At 63.4% G+C, this 21,321-nt stretch carries 19 protein-coding genes and 1 pseudogene; 4 read left to right on the top strand and 16 right to left on the bottom strand.

What is annotated here, in order from left to right; translation table 11 throughout:
* Positions 1–2: 2 nt before the first annotated feature.
* Together AC4NMM_RS02085 and AC4NMM_RS02080 are read right to left on the bottom strand one after the other, a co-directional pair.
* Positions 3–1,316 carry a YihY/virulence factor BrkB family protein gene (locus tag AC4NMM_RS02085; protein ID WP_096394506.1) on the bottom strand — a complete coding sequence of 438 codons (1,314 nt, stop codon included), beginning with the start codon at positions 1,314–1,316 and terminating at the stop codon, positions 3–5.
* Positions 1,317–1,397: 81 nt separating this feature from the next.
* Entirely contained in the window at positions 1,398–2,528 is a 1,131-nt protein-coding gene (locus AC4NMM_RS02080; protein WP_491923408.1) for a tRNA (guanine(26)-N(2))-dimethyltransferase, read from the bottom strand.
* 189 nt (positions 2,529–2,717) lie between these two features.
* Here AC4NMM_RS02080 and AC4NMM_RS02075 point away from each other — a divergent pair, with 189 nt between their 5' ends.
* Complete coding sequence (locus tag AC4NMM_RS02075) at positions 2,718–3,605, top strand: hypothetical protein (protein ID WP_096394504.1); 888 nt, start codon at positions 2,718–2,720, stop codon at positions 3,603–3,605.
* A 216-nt stretch (positions 3,606–3,821) separates the two neighbouring features.
* The gene (locus AC4NMM_RS02070; RefSeq protein ID WP_491923407.1) at positions 3,822–7,484 is read left to right on the top strand and encodes an Eco57I restriction-modification methylase domain-containing protein; all 3,663 of its coding nucleotides are present in this window, start codon (positions 3,822–3,824) and stop codon (positions 7,482–7,484) included.
* A gap of 15 nt (positions 7,485–7,499) precedes the next feature.
* On the opposite strand, the gene AC4NMM_RS02065 is transcribed toward AC4NMM_RS02070, so the two are convergent.
* Positions 7,500–11,312, bottom strand: a complete 3,813-nt coding sequence (locus tag AC4NMM_RS02065; RefSeq protein ID WP_491923406.1) for a helicase-related protein — start codon at positions 11,310–11,312, stop codon at positions 7,500–7,502.
* Between the two features lie 113 nt (positions 11,313–11,425).
* On the opposite strand from AC4NMM_RS02065, the pseudogene AC4NMM_RS02060 reads away from it, so the two are divergent.
* Positions 11,426–11,686 (top strand): annotated as a pseudogene (locus AC4NMM_RS02060) (restriction endonuclease); the annotation flags it as partial.
* 625 nt (positions 11,687–12,311) lie between these two features.
* On the top strand, positions 12,312–13,694 hold the full coding sequence (locus AC4NMM_RS02055; RefSeq protein WP_096394502.1) for an ATP-binding protein: 1,383 nt from the start codon (positions 12,312–12,314) through the stop codon (positions 13,692–13,694).
* Positions 13,695–13,821: 127 nt separating this feature from the next.
* Here the strand turns inward: AC4NMM_RS02055 and secY are convergent, their stop codons facing one another.
* The 13 genes from secY to rplX are packed head-to-tail and all read right to left on the bottom strand — an operon-like array spanning position 13,822 to position 21,321.
* Positions 13,822–15,303, bottom strand: a complete 1,482-nt coding sequence (secY, locus tag AC4NMM_RS02050; protein WP_096394501.1) for a preprotein translocase subunit SecY — start codon at positions 15,301–15,303, stop codon at positions 13,822–13,824.
* A gap of 1 nt (position 15,304) precedes the next feature.
* A complete protein-coding gene (locus AC4NMM_RS02045; RefSeq protein ID WP_096394500.1) occupies positions 15,305–15,802 on the bottom strand; it encodes an uL15m family ribosomal protein in 498 nt (165 codons plus the stop codon).
* Positions 15,799–16,263 (bottom strand): 50S ribosomal protein L30, encoded by a 465-nt coding sequence (locus AC4NMM_RS02040; protein WP_096394499.1) that lies wholly within the window; start codon positions 16,261–16,263, stop codon positions 15,799–15,801. The genes AC4NMM_RS02045 and AC4NMM_RS02040 overlap by 4 nt, the downstream gene beginning before the upstream one ends.
* Positions 16,263–16,910 carry a 30S ribosomal protein S5 gene (locus tag AC4NMM_RS02035; RefSeq protein ID WP_096394498.1) on the bottom strand — a complete coding sequence of 216 codons (648 nt, stop codon included), beginning with the start codon at positions 16,908–16,910 and terminating at the stop codon, positions 16,263–16,265. Before AC4NMM_RS02035 ends, AC4NMM_RS02040 begins: the two co-directional genes overlap by 1 nt.
* Positions 16,903–17,460, bottom strand: a complete 558-nt coding sequence (locus AC4NMM_RS02030; RefSeq protein WP_096394497.1) for a 50S ribosomal protein L18 — start codon at positions 17,458–17,460, stop codon at positions 16,903–16,905. Before AC4NMM_RS02030 ends, AC4NMM_RS02035 begins: the two co-directional genes overlap by 8 nt.
* The gene (locus AC4NMM_RS02025; RefSeq protein WP_096394496.1) at positions 17,460–17,921 is read right to left on the bottom strand and encodes a 50S ribosomal protein L19e; all 462 of its coding nucleotides are present in this window, start codon (positions 17,919–17,921) and stop codon (positions 17,460–17,462) included. The genes AC4NMM_RS02030 and AC4NMM_RS02025 overlap by 1 nt, the downstream gene beginning before the upstream one ends.
* Complete coding sequence (locus tag AC4NMM_RS02020) at positions 17,914–18,621, bottom strand: 50S ribosomal protein L32e (protein WP_096394495.1); 708 nt, start codon at positions 18,619–18,621, stop codon at positions 17,914–17,916. Before AC4NMM_RS02020 ends, AC4NMM_RS02025 begins: the two co-directional genes overlap by 8 nt.
* A gap of 3 nt (positions 18,622–18,624) precedes the next feature.
* The gene (locus AC4NMM_RS02015; RefSeq protein WP_096394494.1) at positions 18,625–19,158 is read right to left on the bottom strand and encodes a 50S ribosomal protein L6; all 534 of its coding nucleotides are present in this window, start codon (positions 19,156–19,158) and stop codon (positions 18,625–18,627) included.
* 2 nt (positions 19,159–19,160) lie between these two features.
* The gene (locus tag AC4NMM_RS02010) at positions 19,161–19,553 is read right to left on the bottom strand and encodes a 30S ribosomal protein S8 (protein ID WP_004597419.1); all 393 of its coding nucleotides are present in this window, start codon (positions 19,551–19,553) and stop codon (positions 19,161–19,163) included.
* A gap of 2 nt (positions 19,554–19,555) precedes the next feature.
* A complete protein-coding gene (locus AC4NMM_RS02005) occupies positions 19,556–19,729 on the bottom strand; it encodes a 30S ribosomal protein S14 (RefSeq protein WP_004597423.1) in 174 nt (57 codons plus the stop codon).
* Positions 19,726–20,250, bottom strand: a complete 525-nt coding sequence (locus AC4NMM_RS02000; protein WP_491923405.1) for a 50S ribosomal protein L5 — start codon at positions 20,248–20,250, stop codon at positions 19,726–19,728. The genes AC4NMM_RS02005 and AC4NMM_RS02000 overlap by 4 nt, the downstream gene beginning before the upstream one ends.
* On the bottom strand, positions 20,243–20,968 hold the full coding sequence (locus tag AC4NMM_RS01995) for a 30S ribosomal protein S4e (protein WP_096394492.1): 726 nt from the start codon (positions 20,966–20,968) through the stop codon (positions 20,243–20,245). Before AC4NMM_RS01995 ends, AC4NMM_RS02000 begins: the two co-directional genes overlap by 8 nt.
* Entirely contained in the window at positions 20,965–21,321 is a 357-nt protein-coding gene (gene rplX / locus AC4NMM_RS01990) for a 50S ribosomal protein L24 (protein ID WP_004597427.1), read from the bottom strand. The genes AC4NMM_RS01995 and rplX overlap by 4 nt, the downstream gene beginning before the upstream one ends.

Here is a 21,321-nt window from a genome sequence, read left to right as displayed (position 1 = left end):
GGTCAGTCATCGCCGCGGCGGCGGGCGTAGTCGAGCGCCTTGCCGGGCGTCTCGATCAGGTTGAGGCCGATGCCGACGACGACGAAGATCGTGTACAGGCCGAGCGTCGAGAGCCCGAGGACGACGATGGCGCCGATCGCGTAGATCCCCTGAAGGGAGGTCAGCGCCGCGAGCGTCAGCACGGTGCCGTACAGCAACACGAGGTACGGCCCCCAGCCGCGGGCGTGGCCGCGGCGCATCCGCGAGCGCACGTACCGCTTCAGCTCCGACTCGACCTCGGGCTTGTCGACCGTGCGGCGTTCCACGTCGTCCTCGAACTCGTCGAGCTGCGACCGCAGCTCCCGGACCTCCGCTTCGAGGGCGGCGACGTCCGGCGCGCCGCGCGGCCGCTCGCCGTCGTCCCCGTCGGGATCCGACTCGCCGTTCATACCCGTGGGTCGGTCGCGGTCCTGTTGTAACTGCCGGTCCGCGGCGTCGTCCGAGGGGGTGACGGGCCCCTCCGGCCCGCCGTTCCGGAGACCGTCGCCGTCGTCGCCCCGCCCCGCGATCACCACGTTGATCGCGCCGCCGAGGACGACGACGACGGCCGCGAGGTACAGCCAGGTGACCAGGAGGAGGACCCCGCCGATGACGCCGTACACCTGGTACTGCGCGGCGCCCGCGGCGTACACCTGAAACCCGGCCTGGAGCAGCGTCCAGCAGACCGCCGCGAACGCCGCGCCCGGCAGCGCCTCGCGGACGCCGATCGACGGCTGCGGGAGGACGTAGTACATGGGGAGGAAGACGGCGGCGAGGAAGAGGGGGAGGGCGAGGACGCTCGCCGCCTCGATCAGGGGAAGCACGTCCGCGGCCGCGACGAACGCGCCGACGGCGACCATCACGCCGATGCCGACGCCGACGGCGACGACGACAGAGGCGGCGTCGGCGACCTGCTTGAGGAAGCCCGGCGGCTCGTCGCCGCCGTAGAGGGAGACGAACGCCGTGTCGAGCCCGCGGAACACCTTCAGCGTCGACCACAGCAGCACGCCGAGCCCGAGCAGGCTCGCGCCGGTCCGGCCGCCGGCGGAGGAGACGGCGGCGACGACCGCCTCCTCGCCGGCCGGCGTGAGGAACTCGCCCGTCGACGCGACCAGCTCCGCGGCGATAGTCTCGCCGAAGACGGCGGTGGCGACGACGACGAGCAGCAGGAGCGCGGGGACGAGCGAGACGAACGCGTAGTAGGCGATGGCGGCCGCGAGGAACGTCACCTGCCGGTCGATCGCGAGGTCGGCGACGCGCCGAGCCGTGCCGAACGCGGTGCGCGAGTGTCGAGACACGTCCGGCGTTTCGGTCGACCGCGACAAAAGCAGGGGGGTGCCGACCGCGGGAAGCGGCCGCGGTCGCCCGGAACGGCGCCGTCAGTCCGCGTCGTCGCCGAGGACCGCCTCGCGCATCTCGGGGATCGAGGCCGTGCTCTTGACGGCGGTGCCGCGGTAGTGCGCGCGGCTCGCCTCGTGGCCGGCGCCGCGGAGGCGCTCGACGAACTCCTCCATGCCGATCGCGGGCTCGCCCCACTCCTTGTACAGCCGGTGCTGGTCGTAGTGCGTGGGGGTGTCGAGCTCGCGCGCGACGGTGCCGAGCAGCTTGCGCGCGCGCTTCGCCTCGCCCATGTCGTCCGTCACCTCGCGGCGGACGGCGCGCGCGAAGTCGGCGTCGGCGACCGGCCCGAGCCAGATCGGGCCCGCCGTGAGGACGCGGTCGCTCCCGCACTCCGGGCAGGCGTCGACCGGGTCGGCGATGTGTCCCGGCGTCGCCTCCCGCCAGAGGCAGTCCTCGCAGTGGTCGACGTGCCCCACGCCGTCGAGGCAGTCGTCGGCCGCGCGGGCGCCCGACTCCAGTTCGAGGTAGGTCCGCGCGTAGTGCCGCGAGACGTGCGAGAGGATCGGCGTCGCCGCCTTGTCGTAGCGGGCGGCGGTTCGCACCAGCGCGGAGATCAGCGTCCGGAGCCCCATCTCCGGGTGGTAGTCGGTGTTGCGCGGGACCGCGCCGTACTTTCTGATTCCGCTGTTGAGGTGGGCGCCGCAGAGCGGTGCGGTGTCGGTGGCGGTGACGCAGACCAGGTTGCGGCCGTTGGCGAACGCCGCGTCCGCGAAGGGGATCGGCGTGCCGTACGGGTCGAGGTCGACGACGTCGAACGGGCCCTCGTCGTACAGGAGGGCGTTGACGTCGCGGTGGACCGCCTCGCCGTCGAGGCCGTTGGCGTCGAGGTTGGCGGCGGCGAGCTCGACCGCGTCCGCGTCGACGTCGGCGCAGGTAACCTGATACCCCTCGGCGGCGGCGCGGACGCCCCGGATCCCCGAGGCGGCCATCGCGTCGAGGTACGAGGCCGCGCGCGGCTCGCGGTCGCGGTAGGCGCGCAGCGTCGCGATCGTCACGTCGCGGTTCAGCTCCTGGGTCGGGTTGAAGAAGACGCCGCCGCCGGTGCCCTCGCTGGCGCCGTCGCGGGCCTCCGGGACGGAGACGGTGAGTCCGCCCTCTTCGATGTCCATACGCTCGGTTCGGTCATCCGGGCTAAAAGGGCCGCGCTCCGGGGGCGGCGAGCCGCGGGAGCGTCGGACGCGGCGGTCGGCGGCGACAATGAGAGGCTTTTACGCCGTGGGCGCGGAACTGAAACGTATGAACGGAGACGCCACGCGAAGACAGTCCGGCGCAGTCGACGACGACACGGAGGGACGAGGATGGTGAGTCCGGCGCGGGTGGACGCGATAACCGACATCGCGTACGGCGCGCTGATCGTCCTGTCGATCGTGCTCATCGCGACGCTGCCGGTGTTCAACGTCGCCATCGCGTTCGGGATCGGGGTGTTCGCCTCGTACGTGATCCACGTCGTCTGGAAGATGGCCCGGTTCGACCCGGACTGGATGACCCGCGAGGTCGCGGACCAGGTCGGCAAGCAGGTCGAGGAGAGCGTCGGCGAGACCGTCGACAAGGAGGTCGAGAAGACCGTCGGGGAGACCGTCAACAAGGAGGTCGAGAAGACGGTCGGCGAGACGGTGAGCAAGGAAGTGGAGAAGACCGTCGAGGAGACCGTCGGCGAGAAGGTCGAGGAGACGGTGAGCAAGGAGGTCGAGAAGAGCGTCGGCGAGACCGTCAACAAGGAGGTCAGCGAGGTGGCCGACGACGTCAGCGACACCGTCAGCGAGGAGGTCACGGGGAAAGTCGAGGAGACCGTGGGCGAGACGGTCGAGCAGACGGTGGGCGAGAAGGTGGAGGAGACCGTCGAGAAGACGGTCGAGGAGAAGGTCGGCGAGACGGTGGAGGAGAAAGTGGGCGAGACCGTGGAAGAGAAGGTCGGCGAAACGGTCGAAGAGAAGGTCGGCGAAACGGTCGAGGAGACCGTCGAAGAGACGGTAGGCGAGACCGTCGAGGAGACGGTCGAAGAGACAGTCGAGAAGACCGTCGAGGAGACAGTGGGCGAAAAAGTGGAAGAGACGGTCGAGAAGACCGTGGAGGAGACGGTCGGCGAGAAGGTGGAGGAGACCGTCGAGAAGACCGTCGAAGAGACGGTCGGCGACGGGGACGACGACGAGGACGACGAGGACGACGAGCGGTCGAGCGGGTCGTAGGTAAATCCGTTTTTAATCCGGATCGGATCAGATCGGACGCCCGAGGGGCGTTCCTCCGCCATCACATGCCCGTACATCCAAGCAGCGCAGTGCCGCGCTCGTGAGAAGACAGCCCGGTCTCACGGTTCGTGGTGAACTGGTGGTCCACGTCGGTAGGCCGGGACGGTAGTAGCGGATTCCCATACTTTCATACGAGTAACGAGAGTCCCCAGATCCATGTCAGTCCAGCAGATTACTAAGAAGGATATCGCGGGCTGGGATTCTCTCCAGGATATCGCCGACTCCTTCGAGAAACGCGGTCTGAAGCCGCGTCCGAAGCTCGGAGCAGACAACGAGCTTGTCCTTCAGCTCGCCGACGACGAGTTCGTCGTGTTGGTCAAGGCGGGTCCCGGTGAGACGGCGACCGATTTCAAGCCGGACAACCGCTCTCGGCACACGAACCTCGTGGCCACGAACGACTTCGAGGAGTTCACCTTCCTCACGCGGATGCGGAGCTGGGAAGGACAGCAGCACGGGCGCATCAAACACCAGAAGATCTCGTTCACCAAAGCGCAGTTCACGAGCGAGAGCGGCGAGAAGAACACCGTTCTGAAGAAGCTCAATTCTATCGAGTACGGCTCCTCCGCCGCGATCTACGACACGCTGTACGACACCCAGCAGGTCGTCAAAGAGTTCTACGAGGAGTTCGAGGAGCTCCGGACGAACCTCGTTCAGGAGGTGTCCGGGATCCCGGACGACCGCGGCGACGCGAAGCAGCGGTACGTTCAGGTCATCCTCGACCGGATGATCTTCCTGTATTTCATTCAGGAGAAGCGCCTGCTGGACCGGAATCCGAACTACCTCCACGAGCAGCCCGGCGACGTCGTCGACGACGGCGAGGACCGGTACGAGAACTTCTACCGGCCGCTGTTCTTCGACTACCTCGCGGAGGACAAGCAGAATCCCGACTTCGGGAGCCTCCCGTACCTGAACGGCGGGCTGTTCGCGAAGAACCCCGTCGAGGAGGAGTTCCCGGACGCGAAGCTCGGGGCGTCCGCCGAGGAGACGAACGAGCTGTTCGACGACATCCTAGATTTCCTGTCGGACTGGAACTGGAACGTCGACGAGCGGCTCGACATCGTCGACCCGAAGAACCTCTCGCCCGCGATCTTGGGTCACATCTTCGAGCAGACGGTGAACCAGAAGGAGATGGGCGCGTACTACACGCCCGAGGAGATCACCGGCTTCATGTCTCGCCGGACGATCCATCCGTACCTTCTCGATCAGCTCAACGATGCCGTCGACGCCGAGTACGACGAGATCGACGACGTGTTCGGGTTCCCCGAGGTCGAAGCCGGCGATGGCGAGGCGGCGGTCGCTGACGGCGGGACGATGACGCAGCAGGCGGCCACCGAGAACGTGGAGACGAAGCACGTGGAGACGCTGTACCACGACATCCTGAAGGAGGCGCACGTCCTCGACCCCGCGGTCGGGAGCGGCGCGTTCCTGCTCGCCGCGCAGGACGTGTTGGTGGACATCTACATCCAGTGTATCGAGTACTTCCAGCAGCTCGAAGCGGAGGGGAAAGGCTGGGAGTTAGACTCAGATACTCGCGATGAACTGGAAGAAATTAATAAGGGCCAAGCTGGGGCACCGCTGTACGCGAAACGTACGGCTATTCTGAATAATCTTTATGGAGTGGATATCGATGACGGTGCAGTCGAGATTTGTAAACTTCGTCTTTGGCTATCGATGGTCGCAAACATTCAGGATGAGCCGAGTGAGGTTGAGCCGCTACCAAATATCGACTTCAACATCCGATCGGGCGACTCTCTTATCGGCTTTGAGAGTACAGAGGTCGCTGTTGACGGTCAAAAACTTCTCATCACCGAGCTACTGAAGGAAGATCTCGAAGAGTACCGAGAGAGCATCGAGACTTACAGAAATGCTGAAAAGGATATTTCTCACCTCAGGGGGGAGCTTGAAAACCTCCATGATGAGATGCAGGCTCAGTTGAACGAATGGTTCGCTGACCTGCCGGATACCAAAGTAGAAGATGATATTTCCAAACCAGAGGAGCTTCGGGAAATTATCTCAGCTTCAAACAGATCCGTCAAGCTCAAGCTCAAATTCTCCGATCAAATCAACGACGATCTCGATCAGAAATTAAACGATTTGGGCTTCCGCACGTGGAAAAAGGCGGCAAATCTGGAGGTGGGCAACCGCGATGCTATGGCCGGAAAACCCGAAGAGATATTCGAGATTGTACCTGCGGATCAGCTGGCTCGCTCCTTCGTGGAGCGGGGTCTACTTAAAGAAGACATCGACCAGATCGATCCGTTCCACTGGGTAATGGAATTCCCGGACGCGTATGACGCAATTGGGGATAATGACAGGGGCGACGCGTCTGACGGGTTTGATGTTGTTCTTGAGAATCCGCCGTATGTCCGCATCGAAAGCGTAGATGAACTCCAGCGAGATATCTACAAAGACCTACACGACACCGCTACTGGTCGGTGTGATCTCTACGTTCCCTTCATCGAACGCTCGTTTGAACTACTGACTCAGGAGGGACACTCCAGCTTCATCACCTCAAACCAGTTCATGAATACGGAATATGGAGAGTCGCTCCGAGAGACCCTTCCTCAGAAATATGGACTTGAGCAAATCTACGACTTCACCGGTTATTCTCCATTCGATGAGGTCACAATCTACAGCACGATCCTGTTCGGCAGCCGCCATGTAGGCACAGATATAAACTGTGTCTCAATTCGGTCCCAGGAGGCTGTCGAAGAGGTTGTGTCTACATCCTTCAATTGGGACGAACGAGATGACATCGTGGAGTTCACCCTTCCCGTGGACACGCTTGGAAGCGATCGTTGGCTGATCCTGACAGAAAACGAGCGAGCCGCGCGTGAGAAAATTTTAGATAGAAGTGACACGACGCTGGGCGACGAGGAACTCTTTACAGTCGGTAGCCCACTAAAATCTGGACAAAACACCACACTACAGGCGGACATCGTATCTGAGGAACCAGAAGGCTACACAATTGAAAACAGCAGAATCAGCGGCACAGTAAACCCCGGTATTTGGAAACGGATAATCACTCCAGATTATGTGAATCGGTGGAACGTTTCAACCCCCAAGGAGGTAACCTTCTTCCCTTATAATTCGGTGAACGAAGAGTACGAATTAATTAACGAGGATACTTTTGAATCAGAATATCCCACGTCCTACGAATTGCTGAAAGAATATAAGGAGAAACTCCTCGGGCGAAAGGACTCTCGACGGACTTGGAAGCAACTTGGTAGACCGTGGTACTCATTAGCCCGAATTGGAAGTCCCGCTTACTTTGAGGAAACAAAGGTGGTGACGGATATTGTGGTGAACGAGCCTCATTTTTGTATCGACACGAATGGTTACCTCTTCTCTACAGGATTTATTCACGGTATTACACCCCAGAAGACAGACCCTTACTACTTGACTGGACTATTAAATACCCAGTCAATTTTCTCGTATCTTAAGCCAATCTGTCCTCCAAAAAACAGCGGTTACATGAAAATGGAAGTGGAACAATTGAAGGCTGCTCCCGTCTATCTTCCAGAAATTCAAGAGGCGCTCTGCGCCGATCTCAGGAGAGTGCTGGACAAGCACGAAGGTGAATACGAGGAATTAGCCCGGTCGATTAGGACTCAGGGGATCGAAAGGTTAGGGAGTTTCTCAGAGGAGACTAACACGGTAGCAGCTAATATGCTACGGGTAGTGTCAAAGAAGATTATCGAAGAGTATGAATCACTCTCAGATGATGATATTAGACAACTAGAGATCCTAAACAACCAGCTCGCAGCAGCAATCTTCGGGTTGGACGAGGAAGAGCAAGACGCTCTCTCTCGAATCTAACGAAATGAAGCCTGACTAACTCCCTACTACACCCCAACAGATCAACCGGGCGCAAACTTCACTCTCACCTACAAGCGTATCTTGAAACTCAGTTGAAACCTCAACGTTCTCTTCTAAGAAATCCTCCAATACTTGTAGGAATTCGACAGGTGGCCAGTCTGGGAACGAGTCGTACTGGTCCTCGTATCGGAATGTATTTCGGAGAATACGATCCTCATCAGTATTGGCTAACTTCACATCTTGAAGCCGTTCACTGAGATTCTCGGCCCACTCGTCAAGCGTATCATACTCGTCAGTCGGGACCGACTTCTCCCCGTGATTCGGTCGTAGGTAGTGTGCGATAAAGTCCAGAATCGTCTCCTGCTCCTTCGAGAACGAATCCCCCTGTTTGAACGCGCCCTCCACCTGCCCTTCCCGAATCGCCTCCAACCGCTCGTCGAGGACCTCCTGAATTTCCTCTCGGTTGGACAGGACGTTGTCAGCGTCGCCCGTGATCGGTTCACCCCTCACCCCGGGATCGATTTTGAGCGTGCCGACGGGGCGCTCCTTCACCTCGTCCGCGAACGGCTTATAGTAGAACGCCCGCCGAACGCGACCCAAGGGCGGGTCGCGGTCCTCGTCGTCGAACCAGAGGTGCGCGAGCCCGAACACGCCCGGACGCGGCCCGGACTCGTGGTCGGTGACGTTCGTGTACAGGCGCTCGCGCTCCGCGGGCGACTCCTCGAAGTAGTCCGCGGCGTACTCGAAGTCGTCCTCGGAGAGGCCGAACTCCTCGTTCAGCTCTTTCTTGAGCAGGAACCGCTCGTAGGCGGCGTGTTCGTTGCTCCCCGCGTTGCGGAGGAGCGGGTTCTTGCTCGTGTCGTCGAGCTCGTTCACGTCGTCGACCTCCCGCGACTTCTGGAGCGAGTCCTCGATCTCGTCCACCTGGAGCTCGCCGATCGTCTTCTCCGTCTCCACGCCGGTCTGTTCGAGGATCTGGTCCTCGTTCGGGTCGAGGATGTTGTTCTCCTTGCCGACGATCAGCGCGATGTCGTTGATCTTCGCCTGAAGCCGTTTCAGCAGCTTGATCGCCGCCTCGATGTCGCCGTCGGGGTAGAAGTTGTGGACGTACTTCTCGGCGGTACTCCCGATCCGGTCGATACGCCCCACGCGCTGAACGATCCGCATCGGGTTCCACGGCAGGTCGAACGAGATCTGGACCGACACGTCCTGAAGGTTGACCCCCTCCGAGAGCGTGTCGGTCGCGATGACGTACTGGAGTTCGTCCTCGCCGGACTCGGCGAGCGTCTGCTGGTACCCCGACGCCTCCGGTGCGAACCGCTGGATAACGTCCTGCTTGTTGTCGTCGCCGCCCTTGACGACCGCGCTGTTCGCCTCCGTGAGCGGCGAGTCGGGGTCGTCGAGCAGCGTCCGATGGACGTAGTCCGCGGTCGCGCGGTACTGCGTGAAGACGAGGACCTTCTCGTCGTCGTAGCCGTTGAGAACGTCCGTGAGCCGCTCGACCTTCGGATCGCGGAACTCCCGAAGCGAGAACACCGCCTCGTAGAACTCCCGGGTCGCTCCGTCGACGTCGCTCAGGTCACTTCGCGGGTAGAGGATCGGGTTCAACTCCTCCTCCGGAACGTCCGGAAGAACGCCGGCGTTGTGATCGTGAAGCCACTGTCTCGTCGCAACGGCCTGGTCGCTCACGTCGCCGGAGTCCTGTGCGATGTCGCCGATGAACTGCGACAGGAAGTACGCGAGCAGCGTCAGGTCCTCTCGGATGTACGCCTTCACCTCGCCGATCGTCGCGTCCGCCAGTTCGTCCGGAGTGTCGGTCTCCGTGTCCTCGTCCGCGCGAACCACGGTCGTGTCGAAGCCGAACTCTTCGAGCGTCTGTTCGAGGTCCTCGGCGGCGTCGCCTCCTTCCACGAAGTCGTCAAGCGTCTCTGCCTGCTCGTCGTCCTGCGCTGCGCGCAACAGGTCGATCTTCTTCTCCTCGGGGAGTCCGTCGAGGAGCCCGAGCAGCCGACGCTCGCTCTGGTGGAGCGTCTGGATCGACTGAACGAACGCGTACGTCGACGACTCCAGCCGCTTGAGCAGGTTCAGCTTGTACAGCGCCTTCAGCGTCCCGCCCGCCTTCGGGTTCTTCACCGTGATGTGCGGGAGGTGGAGCGCGTCCATCACGTCCGGCAACATCCGGTACACCGGCTGGTACGCCGGCGGGAGCGAGTACTGCTCCTTGTTGAGCGTCGGCGGCTTGAAGCTCATCTCGAAGTCCTCCTCGTCTTGGATCTGGTCTTTGACGTGTTTCCGCGTCCGAAGCACCATCACCTCGTTCAGGATCTTCGAGATCTCCTCGGAGTGGCGCTGAAGCTGCTCGGTGATGCTCTGTAGCTTTTCGTCACTGGTCTCCTCTTTTCCGGCAGCGATCTTCTTTCGCGTCTCGGAGAGTTCGATATACTCTTCGAACGCACCGAAGTCCAGCGACGCCTTGTTCCGTAGTTCCTCGGAACTGGTGAACAGACTGATGAGGTTCTCCAAGTCGGTCGCGGAGTTGTTGATCGGCGTCGCAGTCAGCATTATCATCGTCTTCCCGCGGAGTTCACGAAGGTTCGCATGTCGGCGAGTTCCCTTGTAATCGTCATCGTGGTCCGGGGTCGGTTTCCATTTGCCGTGATTCCGGAACCGATGGGCTTCGTCGATGAGCACCACGTCGAAGGCATCTCTGAGATTCTGTACCTCTTCGTACGCGAGGTTCTGGAACTTGCTGATGCTCATCACATCAAGGTGAGTTCCATCCACTTCGAGACCGAAGTACGGGTTCCCGTCTTCGTCGGTGTCGTCCTGAAGTAGGTCTTCCCACTGTTCGGTAAGGTTCGCCGGCACGATCAGCAGACAGCGATCGCCGCGTTGGCGGTAGTCGTGGAGGAGCTCACCGCCGATGAACGATTTCCCGAGACCGACCGAGTCGGAGATGATACACCCGTTGAACTGGGAGAGCTTCTCTTTCGCGCTCTCGTATCCGAGCGTCTGGAAGTAGTACAGCGGACTGTCGCGGATGTTGACGTTCCCGCTGAGTTCGTCGTACGCGAGGAGCTTGTACAGCTCGAACGGTTCGATGTACGTTCCTAAGCCGTCAGGCGTCTCGTCGTCGTCGGGCTCGTCTTCCTGCTGTTCTTGCCAGTCTTGGAACTTGTCGCTGTTCTCGATGATCCGGATGATCTCCTCGCTGAAGTCCTCGGCGTTCGCCCACTGGTTGTCGTACCAGTTTTCGAACGCTTCCGCCTCGCGTCTGTCCTGGCTCGTGAGGTTCAGTTCGATGTTGTTCCGGTGCCCGCTGGCGGTGAAGTTCGACGACCCGACGACAGTGGCACACGGACGCGTGTCTGTATCATCATCAATCTCCCAGTCGTCATCGTCGCGTGGCGCTCTGAACGAGGCTCCTTTCGCGTGGAAGTATCCGTTTTCTGGATTTCGCACGCGGACGCTAACTTTGTCTTCCGCTATGAAATCTCGCAGGCGGTCCAACCGGTCCAACTGCGCGTTGTTCAGCTCCTCGATACTCTGTTCGACCTCGTCTTTGAGATCATCGCGCAGGTTCTGTCCCTCTCCGATTTCGTCTGCGGTACTCCGGTTCGTCTGCCGACCCATCAGGATACGAATCGGAGCGTGACCGAGCTCATTGGGGTCAGCAAGCTGTTCGAGATCTTCGCGGTACAGATTAAATCCGGAGAGATAGAAATAGCCGGTTGCGATACGCGCTTCTTCAGTTTGCGGAATTATCTTTTTGTAGACGTCCTCGACCGTCCTATCGGTATTGTCGACGAGCGGAGGGAGAGAGATCATTTAGTAACAGAATCAAACGGAGGCAACTTAGTGTTTAGCAGACCCGAACGCTGTTGGGTTGGCGGAAGAAGTCTTCCGAGTCGGAGACCTGCCCGATGGTGCCATCCAGATCCGCCGTCGACGACGAGATCGCGGGCTTCCGCGACAACGCCACCAAGACGAACTCGCTCGTCGACCGCCTGAAGGCGATCACGCTGCCCGACCCCGACGACGTCGCCGACGACCTCGACCGCTACGTCGAGACGAAGGCGCGCGCCGACGAACTCGACGCGAAGATCGCAGAGACCGACCGACTCATCGACGAGATCGTCTACGACCTCTACGACCTGACCGAGGAGGAGATCGAGATCGTCGAGGCGGCGGTGGCGGAGTAGTCGTCGACGCGACCGAGCGGAGCGAGGTCGCGCTTTTATAAGTGACCGGCGTTGCCGCAGTGAACTCCTCCAAAGCCCCAGTCGCTCGCTTATGAATAGTTGACCACAGATCGGCGGTGAACCTCCAAAGCCCCAGTCGCGAGCGCGACGTACGCTCGCTGCGCGCTTTACTCGGTCGCTCACTGCGTTCGCTCCCTCGTTCCAGTGCTTGCGTCGCCTACGTCGCGCTCGCGACTGCCCCTTTGAGTCCCACCCCGCACCGCACAGCACCGCAGCCTCACGCCTCCCCAGCCTCGTCGGTGGTCCTCCGCTTCGCTCCGGACCACCGACTCCCTCGCGCGGTGCTGTCTCGCGGCCGCCGAGGGCGGCCGCTCGCAGGCACGCGCCACCGTGATAGCTGGCGCTCATTGATTCGTCCGTACTGAGCGATGGGATCGGTCGAACGCGACCGAGCGGAGCGAGGTCGCGCTTTTTGGTCGAGCTTTTTCCGTGAGCGGTCGCCGTCTGAGCTACCCGCCTGACTGGGGTCCCCAAATAGCCTATTTCAAAATAGCCTACTTCAAGATAGCCTATTTTAAAATAGCCTATTCGGAAGTATTATTTTTCGCCCCGATGGAGGAGGGGTATGGACCGCTTCGTGAATCGGGACGACGAACTCGCTCGGCTCCGCGACTGCTACGAGTCCGACGACGCAGAGATGGCCGTGGTGTTCGGCCGGCGACGCCTCGGGAAGACGCAGCTCGTCCAGCACTCGCTGTCCGATCGTGACGACGCGGTGGTCTATCAGGCCACGGAGACCACCGCTCAGGTACAGCTCGACGAGTTCGTCGACGTCGCCGCCGAAACCTTCCCCGGAATCACGCGGATCAAACAGAACTGGGAAGCGCTGCTCGGGTATCTGGGCGATCAGGACGGCATCGTCGTCCTCGACGAATTCCCCTACCTCATCGACGCCGACGAGAGCCTCCCCTCGGTAATTCAGCGACTCTGGGACCAACGGCTCCAGGACACCTCGGGAACGCTCGTGCTGGTCGGGTCGTCGATCAGTATGATGGAAGAAGCGACGCTTCTCGGGAGTAGTCCCCTGTACGGCCGATTCACGGAACGGCTCGATCTCCGGCCCCTCGATTTCGCTGCCGCACAGGCGTTCGTTCCGGACGCGTGTTCGCCCGAAGAGCGGATTTTCACGTGGGGGATCTTCGGCGGCGTTCCGTACTATCTCGACGGCGTCGATCTCGGACGGGACCTCGGAACGGTTCTCACCGAGGAGCTCCTCTCCCAGAAGGGATACCTACATAACGAACCGGAGTACGTGCTCCGCACCGAACTCACGGACCCGAACCGATACTTCGCGATCCTCACCGCCATCGCCGCGGGAAAGACGACGTCGAACGAGATCGCGCAAGCGATTGGAATCGACGGGAAGCAGATATCGACGTACACACAGAAGTTGGAACGGCTGCGGCTCATCGAGCGCGAGGTACCGATCACCGAAGAGAAGGCGAAGTCACGCCGCGGACGCTATCGAATCCTCGATCCGCTGTTTCGGTTCTGGTTCCGCTTCGTTTACGGCAAGGAAGATCGATACGAACGCCTCGGGGCGGACGCCTACGACGCGGTCATCGAACCCGAACTCCCGGACTTCGTGAGCCACGAGTTCGAGCGGCTCTGCCGCGACGCACTTCCGGAGCTCTACCCGGACGAAACGTTCCTCGACATCGGCCGCTGGTGGTACAAGGAACACGAGGTCGACGTCGTCGGATTCACCACGGACGGAACGATGGTCGCCGGGGAGTGTAAGTTCACGAACGCACCGCTCGATTACGGAGCGCTCTCCTCGCTCGAAGACCACGCCGCCGAGATCCGCTGGACGCCGAACAGCGGTGAGAGGGACACCACGTACGCGTTATTCACTCGAAACGGTGCGACACGATCCGTTCAGGAAGCCGTGTCCGAGCGCGACGACGTACGGCTGTTCGACCTCGAAGACGTCGCGAAACACGCGTAGAGAGCAATCAACGGCCAGAGTGGGGGATAGCCGGTACTCGAAATAAAACTAGCTTCGGGGTCAGCCAATCCGTACCAATAAAAGGGCGTAAGAACCCCGAGAACGCCCGCTGGCGTTCAAGCCGTTCTCACTCGTTGCCGAACATCTGGCGCATCATCGGATGCATCTCCATCAGCTGCTCTTCGGCGATCTCCTCGTACAGCTTGTACGTGATAGAGACCGCCAGCAGCAGCCCGGTGCCGGAGACCTGTCCGATGGTGCCGAGCAGGTTCGCCATCACGGCGAGGAACCCGACGAGGGCGCCCCCGATGACGGTCACCTGCGGGATGTACCGCTCCATCACCTTCTCGACGACCTGCGGGTTCCGGCGGAACCCGGGGATCTGCATCCCGGAGTTCTGGATCTGTTTCGCGGTCGCCTCCGGCCCCATGCCGGTGGTCTCGACCCAGAAGATCGCGAAGATGGCGCCGCCCACGATCATGAACGTGAGGTCGACGGCGAGCCGGACCGCGATCATCCACGGTTCGACCGACGCCGGGATCTCCCCGAGGAACCACATCCACTGGCTGCGGCTCTGGATGGGGTTCAGGTAGTAGAACAGCCCGGAGATGGGCTGGCCCTGCGCGCTGTACTCGCCCAGGAACGCCGGCATCCCCGCCCACTGCGAGGAGAGGATCTGGCCGAGGAACTGGATGTTCGCCTGCAGCGCGCGAACGAGGATCATCGGCAGGACGGAGGCGTAGATCAGCTTCACCGGGAAGCGGCCGCGGGCGCCCTTCACGCGGGCGTGCGACAGCGGGATCTCGACGCGGACCGACTCCGCGTACACGACGATCCCGAAGATGAACACGGTGGTGAAAAGCGCCAGAATGCTGCCCGGATCGAACAGCAGGTTCTGGAGCCCCTCCGTCGTGAACGGCGACAGCGAGGCCGGCACGTCGCCGACGATGACGCCGTACCAGCTCGCGAAGAAGCCGGGGGGACCGAGGGCGGAGAAGCTGAAGAAGCCGCCGACGATCTGCTGGCTCACCGACGCGATGATGAACAGCCCGACGCCGGAACCGACGCCCCACTTGCTCACGATCTCGTCCATGAACAGGATGAGGATGCCGCCGACGAAGATCTGCGCGAAGATCAGCACCTGCACGCCGAACGTGCCGATGCCGAGCGCGTCACCGACGGCGGCGTCGGCCGGAAGGAAGCTCCCGGTGAACACCATCGGCGCCGCCGTCAGTGCCGAGACGATGATCACCAGCAGCTTCTGGAGGCCCTGGTAGAGGACCTGGTCACGCGGGTCGTTCTCCGTGTCGAGCCCGAGGAGGTTCGCACCGCCCAACAGCTGGAGGACGATGGACGCCGTGACGATCGGTCCGATACCGACCTGTAACAGCGACCCGGACGAGCCGGCGAGCACCGACCGGAACTGCCCGAAGAAGTCCGACCCCTGTCCGACCGCCAACCCGAACGGGTTGATGTTGGTCAGGAAGAAGTAGACGATCAGGACTCCGGCCGTCCACGTGAGCTTCCGTTTGAACGGGACGTGTCCCGCGGGCCGCTCCACGACGGGCATCCGCGAGAGCACCGGTTCGGCGGCCTCCTTCCAGCTCATGTTACGCCTCGTCGTTCTCGTCGTCGGAAGTGTTTTCCGGTTCGTCAGCGGGCTCTTCGGCGCGCTCGGAGAGCGTCGCCTCGCCGCCGGCCTCCTCGATGAGCTCGACCGCACCGGCCGTGAACGCGTCGGCCGTGACGTGAAGCTCGCTCCGGACCTGCCCGCCGCCGAGCACCTTCACGACGTCCGCCTCGTGACCGTCCTCGACGACGTCGCGCGCGTCGAAGACGTACGCGTCGCCGTCCTCCTCGGCGAGGCCGTCCGCGGCGTACAGCGCCGCGTCCTCGTCGAGCTTCTGGACCTTCACTTCGAGGACCTCCGTCTGAGCGTCCTCGGGGCGCTTGAACCCGTGCTTGCCGAGCGGGCCGTAGTTGTGGTACTCGTGTTTCGCGCGGCCGGCCGCGCCGCGGCCGCCGCGGTGTCCGGCGCCGCGCCGGTTCTTGTGCGTGCCGCCGCCGTGCGTCCGAGAGCCGCGCTGTCGTCGTTTCTTGCTCGTCATCGCATCGCCTCCAGGAGACTGTCGATCTCCTCGGTGGTGTGTTTCCCGAGCTCGCCGCCCTCGATCACGGGGTGTTTAATGCCCTCGTGACCGCCGCGGGGCGCGTGGAGCCGCAGCGTCGGCGAGAGGCCCTGCTCGCGCAGGGTCGTCTCCTCGTCGACGAGCGCCTCGGCCAGCGCCTCCAGGTCGGCGTAGTCGGTGTTGTCGTCGATCCACTCGTCGTCGACGTCGGCCGAGCCCTCGACGGGCTCGCCGCGCCGCGCGATCGTCCGCGCGACGGCCTCGACGCTCGGTTCCCCGAACGCGACGACGTCGTTGACCTTCGTGATCATGCCGCGGTACGAGTCCGTCTCGGGGACGAACGTCGCGTGGTTGACGCGCCCGATGTTCAGCATGTCGAGCGTGTCCTCGACGCCGGACCCGAGGTTGACCTCGCCGCGGAGTTGAACGAGCGCCTGCATCACTCGCTCACCTCGTCGTAGTGGACCTCACGCGCGTGCTGGGGGGTGCGGGACTGCGCCGCGTTCTCCAGAGCGTTGAACGTCGCCTTCGCGAGGTTCACCGTGGTGCGCGTGTTGCCGTCGGAGTTCGTCCAGGCGTCCTCGACGCCGGCGAGCTCCAAGATGTTGCGGACCGTCTCCGCGGCCGCGAGGCCCAGCCCCTGCGGGGCGGGCTTGACCTCGACCGTGACGGAGCCGGCCTTCCCCGTCGCCGTGCGAGTCAGGGAGTTGGTGCCGCCGGGCTGGTCCTCCCAGGAGCCGGAGCCGCGGTCGACCGAGATGATGTTCAGCTTCGCGACGTCGATCGCCTTCTGGATCGCGCCGCCGACCTGGTCGTCGCGGGCCTGCGCGTAGCCGAGGTAGCCGTCGCGGTTGCCCACGGCGACCACGCAGCGGAACTTCACGCGGCGGCCGGAGTCGGTCATGCGCTGGACCATGTTGATGTCCAGCACCTCGTCTTCGAGCCCCGGGAGGAGCTGGTCGACGATCTCCGCCTCCTTCAGCGGGAGGCCGGAGTTGAGCGCCTGTTCCATCGACGAGATCTCCCCGTCTTGTACCTTGCGGCCGAGTCGCGTCCGCGGCTCCCAGCCGTCGTTGTGTCTACTCATGGTCCTCCTGGATTGTCTCGAGCACGGAATCGAAGTGCTCGGGTAGCTCGCTGGCGTCGAACGAACCGCTGTACAGCGGCTCGTCGAGCTGCTCGGCGTAGTCGGCGATGTGCTCGCCGCGCGTGCGCGACCAGTCGGCCAGCACGTCGTCGTTGTGCGGGATCTCGAGGCCCGCGTCGATCGCTCCTTCCTGTACCGCGAACGTCTTGTTGCCGGGCGTCGCCGTGTTGAGCCCGATGTCGAGGACGGCCTCGTCGAGGCCGGCGTCGACGGCGCGGGCGCCCGCGAGGAAGCCGGTGAGGTACGCGCTGGGGAGGTTGCCCGTGGGGGCGTCCCAGCCGTACTCGCCGAGCTCCTCGCTGGAGGCGGCCGCGTGGGTCTCGTCGCCGTCCGGTCCGGGGGTCACCAGCTGCGCCCTGACGTGAGCGTTGCTCACCCGAGCGACCAGGCGAGGCTTGCCCGATTTCAGCAGGCGCAACCTCTGATGGTAATCCGTCCGGACCTCGCGGCGGCGCCGCATCGGCACCTTGTATCGTGGTCCTGTCGCCATTAGTCCGTCACCTCGTAACCGTACTGCGTCCGAATGTACGCCTCGAGACGGGCGACGTCCTCGAAGTCGCCGCCGCTCGCCTTGTTGTACAGCGTGCGGTACTCGGAGGCGTCGAGCACGTCTTCCTCGTCGCGAAGCTCCTTCAGGCGCGCCCGCTGCGCGCGGATGCGCGCCTTCCAGTCGTCTTTCGTGTCCTGTCGCGCGCCGGAGCGACCCTTGCGGGAGCCGGCGCCGGACTGGTGCCCGTACGAGCGCTTGTCGGCGCGCTCGCGGGCGCGACCGCGCGAGTTCGTCTTCTCGTCTTTCGCGCGGATCGTCCCCTGTTCGATGAGTTCGCGGACGTCCTCGCGGGTGATCGCGTCTTCGATCTCCTCCTGTGCGTCGGGGTCGAGCCAGACGCGGCCCTTGCCGACGTCCAGCTCGTCCGCTGCGAGCCGTTTCTGCGCCTTCAGATCACTCATCGTTGACCTCCACCTCGACGTAGGTCGGGTTCAGCACGCGAATGCCGCGCTCCTCCGCCTCGTCTTCGATCAGTTCGCGCTTGCGACCGCCGACCTTCGAGGCGATACGCACCGCCTGCGTGTCGCCGTCGACGCCCTCGAGGTCGTCCGTGTTGTGCACGCGGACCTCCTCGAAGCCGCTCGGGTGCAGGTCGCGCGACGCCTTGGGCGAGCGGAAGCCGGCCTCGACGACCGGCCCCTTCGATTTCATGCGGCGGCGCTGCTTGGAGAGCCCGCCCCGCGGCTTGCGCCACGACGTCGGGATCCGCTTTTTCTTGTGGTAGTCCTGCCGGTTGAACTGCGGTTTCCCCTCGCGGTGCTTCTGTGCGAGCGCGCGAGCGGTCTCGTCGTCCAGCTCCGGCGTCTTGTCGGCGTGGCCGCGGGGACGAAGCTCCGTCTCGACCTCCTCGTCGGATTCGGCCTCGTCGGCCTCCTCCTCGTCGGTCTCGTCTTCGATCTCCGCGTCCGCCTCCTCGTCGACCTCCAGTCCGCCGACGTCGGCCTTGATACGCGCGGCGAGCGCGTTGCCGACGCCCTCGACCTCGGAGAGCTCCGACTGGGAGGCGGCCTTCACGTCCTCGACCGTCTCGTAGCCGGCCTCGCGAAGCGCGTCCGCCTTCGAGGGACCGACGCCGCTGATGTCTTCCAGTTCGTCTGCCATTGGTTAGGCACCTCCGGTGGGCTTCTCGACGATGTACACGCCGTCCTGGAAGACGCGCGTGTCCTTGTCGGTCACCTTCGTCAGCTGTTCGATGTCGGCGGCGGTCTGCCCGACGGCCTCCTTGTCGGAGCCCGAGAGCGTGACCGTCTCGCCGTCGACCTGTACGTCCGTGTCTCCGCGGATCGGGGTGCGCCGCGCGGCGCTCTCCCCGAGGAAGTTCTCGATGACGACCTCGTCGCCCTCCACGTTCACCTGCATCGGGAAGTGGGCGTAGTACACTTCCATCGTGTACTCCCACCCGTCGGTGACGCCGTGGATCATGTTGGCGACGTGGCTCTCGAAGGTGCCGACCGTGGCGTTGGTCTTCGCGTCCTCGTTCTCCGAGGTGATGACCACCGCGCCGTCCTCGACGGCAACGTCGACGTCGGGGTACCAGAGGCGTCGCGTGACGCTCCCGTTGGGCCCCTCGACGGTGAGTTCGAGGTGGTCGGTCTCGGCGGAGACGTCGTCCGGAATCTCGATTTCGACTCTGTTCATTGTTAGTAGACGTATGCGATCACTTGGCCGCCGATGCCCGCTTCGCGGGCCTCGTAGTGGCTCATGACGCCGTGGCTCGTCGTGACGATGAGCGTCCCGTAGTCACGGGCGGGGAGGTATCGCTTCTCCCACTTCTCGAACTCGTCGGCTCCCGCCGAGTAGCGGGGCTTGACGGCGCCACACTCGTTGATCGCGCCTTTCAGTTCGACCTCGAACTTCCCGGCTTTCCCGTCGTCGACGTACTCGAAGCCGTCGACGTACCCGCGGTCGTAGAGGACCTCGAGGACGGAGCCGATGATGTTCGAAGCGGGCTCTACCGTGTACGACAGGTGGCCAACGCTCTCGGCGTTGTCCATGCCGGCGAGCGCGTTGGTGAATGGATCGTTTCCCGTCATGATCAGCTGTACTTCTCGAATCCCATGTCTCGGGCGACCTCGCGGAAGCACTGCCGGCAGAGGTTGATGTCGTACTTGCCGACGAGTCCCTGCTCGCGGTCGCACCGCCGGCACGTGTGCCGGGAGTCGGTGCGCTTCGCGGCGTGCTCGCCCGTGTCGTTGTTCGCTTCGCTCATTCGGTTACCTCGACGTCGAAGTTCGTTTCGAGGAACGCGGCCGCGTCCTCGGCTGTCATCCGGTGGCGAGCGGGGATGGTCCCCGTCGCCTTGTCGCGCTTCGAGACGCGGTAGCCGGGACGGACGATCGTCGTCGTCACGTCGAGGCCGTAGATCCCGGTGTTGGGATCGTACTCCTGGCTCGGGAAGTCGGTGTGGTCCTCGACCCCGAAGCTGAGGTTACCCGTGTCGTCGAACTGGCTCCGACCGATCTCGACCAGATCCAGCGCGGTCTCGAGGAACGCGTGCGCGTCCTCGCCCCGCAGCGTCACCTTCACGCCGATCGGGTCGCCCTTGCGGATCCCGAACTCGGCGATGGTGCGCTTCGAGGTGGTCCGGACCGACTGCTGGCCCGTGATCTCCTCGATGATCTGCTCGGCGTCGGCGAGGGGTTCACCGCCCTGCCCGACGCCCATGTGCACGACGACCTTCTCGAGGTACGGCTCGCGCATCTCGTGGTCGGCGCTCTCGGCTTCACTCATCCGAATCACCCGCCGCGTCGGCGTCGTCGTCGGTGAAGTTCTCGTCGATCACGACGACGTACTCCTCGACCGTCTCGTAGCCGCCGTCGTCGCTGGCGACGGTCACGGTGTTGTCGCCGGAGCCGAGCGTCACGTCGATGTCGTCGATCTCGCCGATGTGGCCGGCGTGCTGGCCGGCGACGGCGGTGACCAGGGCGCCCTCCTCGTACTCGAAGTGGGCGACGATCTCCTTCGTCTCGTTGTCGACGACGATCGAGTCGTTCGTGTCGTAGTCCGCGTCGTCGTCGACGCGGACGTTCGTCCCGTCGTGGAGCGTCAGCTGGACGACCCCGCCGGGGACGACGGTCTTGTTCGTGATCTTCCCGAGCCGGCTACCCGCGGCCTCCTCGTCGACGGAGGTCAGCGCGAGCCGACCGCCCTCGTCGGGGAAGACGCGGAAGTACTCCCCGCGCTCGGGGAACGCCAGGATGTCGAACATCCCGATCGGACGCTGCTCGTCCGAGACCGCGTCCCCGTTGACGAGGATCGAGTCGTTGTTCAGCGCGTAGCGCGCCTCCTTCGTCGAGTCGACGTAGCCGAGCACGTCCCGCAGCAGGACGACGAGCGGAACGCCCGCCTCGCCGTGCGGGCCCGCGCCCGCCTTCACGGTGAACGTGTCCGTCTTGCGCTCGACCGGCCAGGAGTTCGGTACCGACAGTCGCTTCTGGTGTCGCGTCATTCGTTGTCCTCCTGGAGCCGCGCCTCCCGGCGCTCGTCTTCCAGGTCCAGCTCGGTCACCCGGACGTTGCTCGCCGGGATGGGGCGGGGAACCTCCTCCCCGTCCGCCTTCTCGACGGTGACGTCCTCGACCGTGATCCGCTCGGCGGACAGGTCGACGGAGACGACCTCCGCCTCCGTGCCGGCCGCGTCGCCGCGAAGCACCTCGACGGTGTCGCCGGCGTTGACGCGGACGTTCCGCTGTCCGTACTCCTCGCGGAGATCCTCGGTGAGGGTGGCCCGGACCTGGTTCTGCCGCTCGTGGAGCGGCGCGGTCTCCGACCGTTTTCGCTGTTTGCGTGGCTGTTTCGTCAT

It is taken from the genome of Halorubrum sp. SD41 (assembly GCF_058630335.1).
This window is presented reverse-complemented; position numbering and strand designations above follow the sequence as displayed.

Excerpts from the sequence above, each read along its gene's own strand:
- AC4NMM_RS02030 (WP_096394497.1), bottom strand. The coding sequence starts at position 17,460 with ATGGCGACAGGACCACGATACAAGGTGCCGATGCGGCGCCGCCGCGAG.
- AC4NMM_RS02055 (WP_096394502.1), top strand. The coding sequence starts at position 12,312 with ATGGACCGCTTCGTGAATCGGGACGACGAACTCGCTCGGCTCCGCGAC.
- secY (WP_096394501.1), bottom strand. The coding sequence starts at position 15,303 with ATGAGCTGGAAGGAGGCCGCCGAACCGGTGCTCTCGCGGATGCCCGTC.
- AC4NMM_RS02080 (WP_491923408.1), bottom strand. The coding sequence starts at position 2,528 with ATGGACATCGAAGAGGGCGGACTCACCGTCTCCGTCCCGGAGGCCCGC.
- AC4NMM_RS02010 (WP_004597419.1), bottom strand. The coding sequence starts at position 19,553 with ATGACGGGAAACGATCCATTCACCAACGCGCTCGCCGGCATGGACAAC.
- AC4NMM_RS02075 (WP_096394504.1), top strand. The coding sequence starts at position 2,718 with ATGGTGAGTCCGGCGCGGGTGGACGCGATAACCGACATCGCGTACGGC.
- AC4NMM_RS02025 (WP_096394496.1), bottom strand. The coding sequence starts at position 17,921 with ATGAGTGATCTGAAGGCGCAGAAACGGCTCGCAGCGGACGAGCTGGAC.
- AC4NMM_RS02005 (WP_004597423.1), bottom strand. The coding sequence starts at position 19,729 with ATGAGCGAAGCGAACAACGACACGGGCGAGCACGCCGCGAAGCGCACC.
- AC4NMM_RS02020 (WP_096394495.1), bottom strand. The coding sequence starts at position 18,621 with ATGGCAGACGAACTGGAAGACATCAGCGGCGTCGGTCCCTCGAAGGCG.
- AC4NMM_RS01995 (WP_096394492.1), bottom strand. The coding sequence starts at position 20,968 with ATGACGCGACACCAGAAGCGACTGTCGGTACCGAACTCCTGGCCGGTC.
- AC4NMM_RS02040 (WP_096394499.1), bottom strand. The coding sequence starts at position 16,263 with ATGCAGGCGCTCGTTCAACTCCGCGGCGAGGTCAACCTCGGGTCCGGC.
- AC4NMM_RS02070 (WP_491923407.1), top strand. The coding sequence starts at position 3,822 with ATGTCAGTCCAGCAGATTACTAAGAAGGATATCGCGGGCTGGGATTCT.
- AC4NMM_RS02000 (WP_491923405.1), bottom strand. The coding sequence starts at position 20,250 with ATGAGTGAAGCCGAGAGCGCCGACCACGAGATGCGCGAGCCGTACCTC.
- AC4NMM_RS02065 (WP_491923406.1), bottom strand. The coding sequence starts at position 11,312 with ATGATCTCTCTCCCTCCGCTCGTCGACAATACCGATAGGACGGTCGAG.
- AC4NMM_RS02035 (WP_096394498.1), bottom strand. The coding sequence starts at position 16,910 with ATGAGTAGACACAACGACGGCTGGGAGCCGCGGACGCGACTCGGCCGC.
- AC4NMM_RS02015 (WP_096394494.1), bottom strand. The coding sequence starts at position 19,158 with ATGAACAGAGTCGAAATCGAGATTCCGGACGACGTCTCCGCCGAGACC.
- AC4NMM_RS02045 (WP_096394500.1), bottom strand. The coding sequence starts at position 15,802 with ATGACGAGCAAGAAACGACGACAGCGCGGCTCTCGGACGCACGGCGGC.
- rplX (WP_004597427.1), bottom strand. The coding sequence starts at position 21,321 with ATGACGAAACAGCCACGCAAACAGCGAAAACGGTCGGAGACCGCGCCG.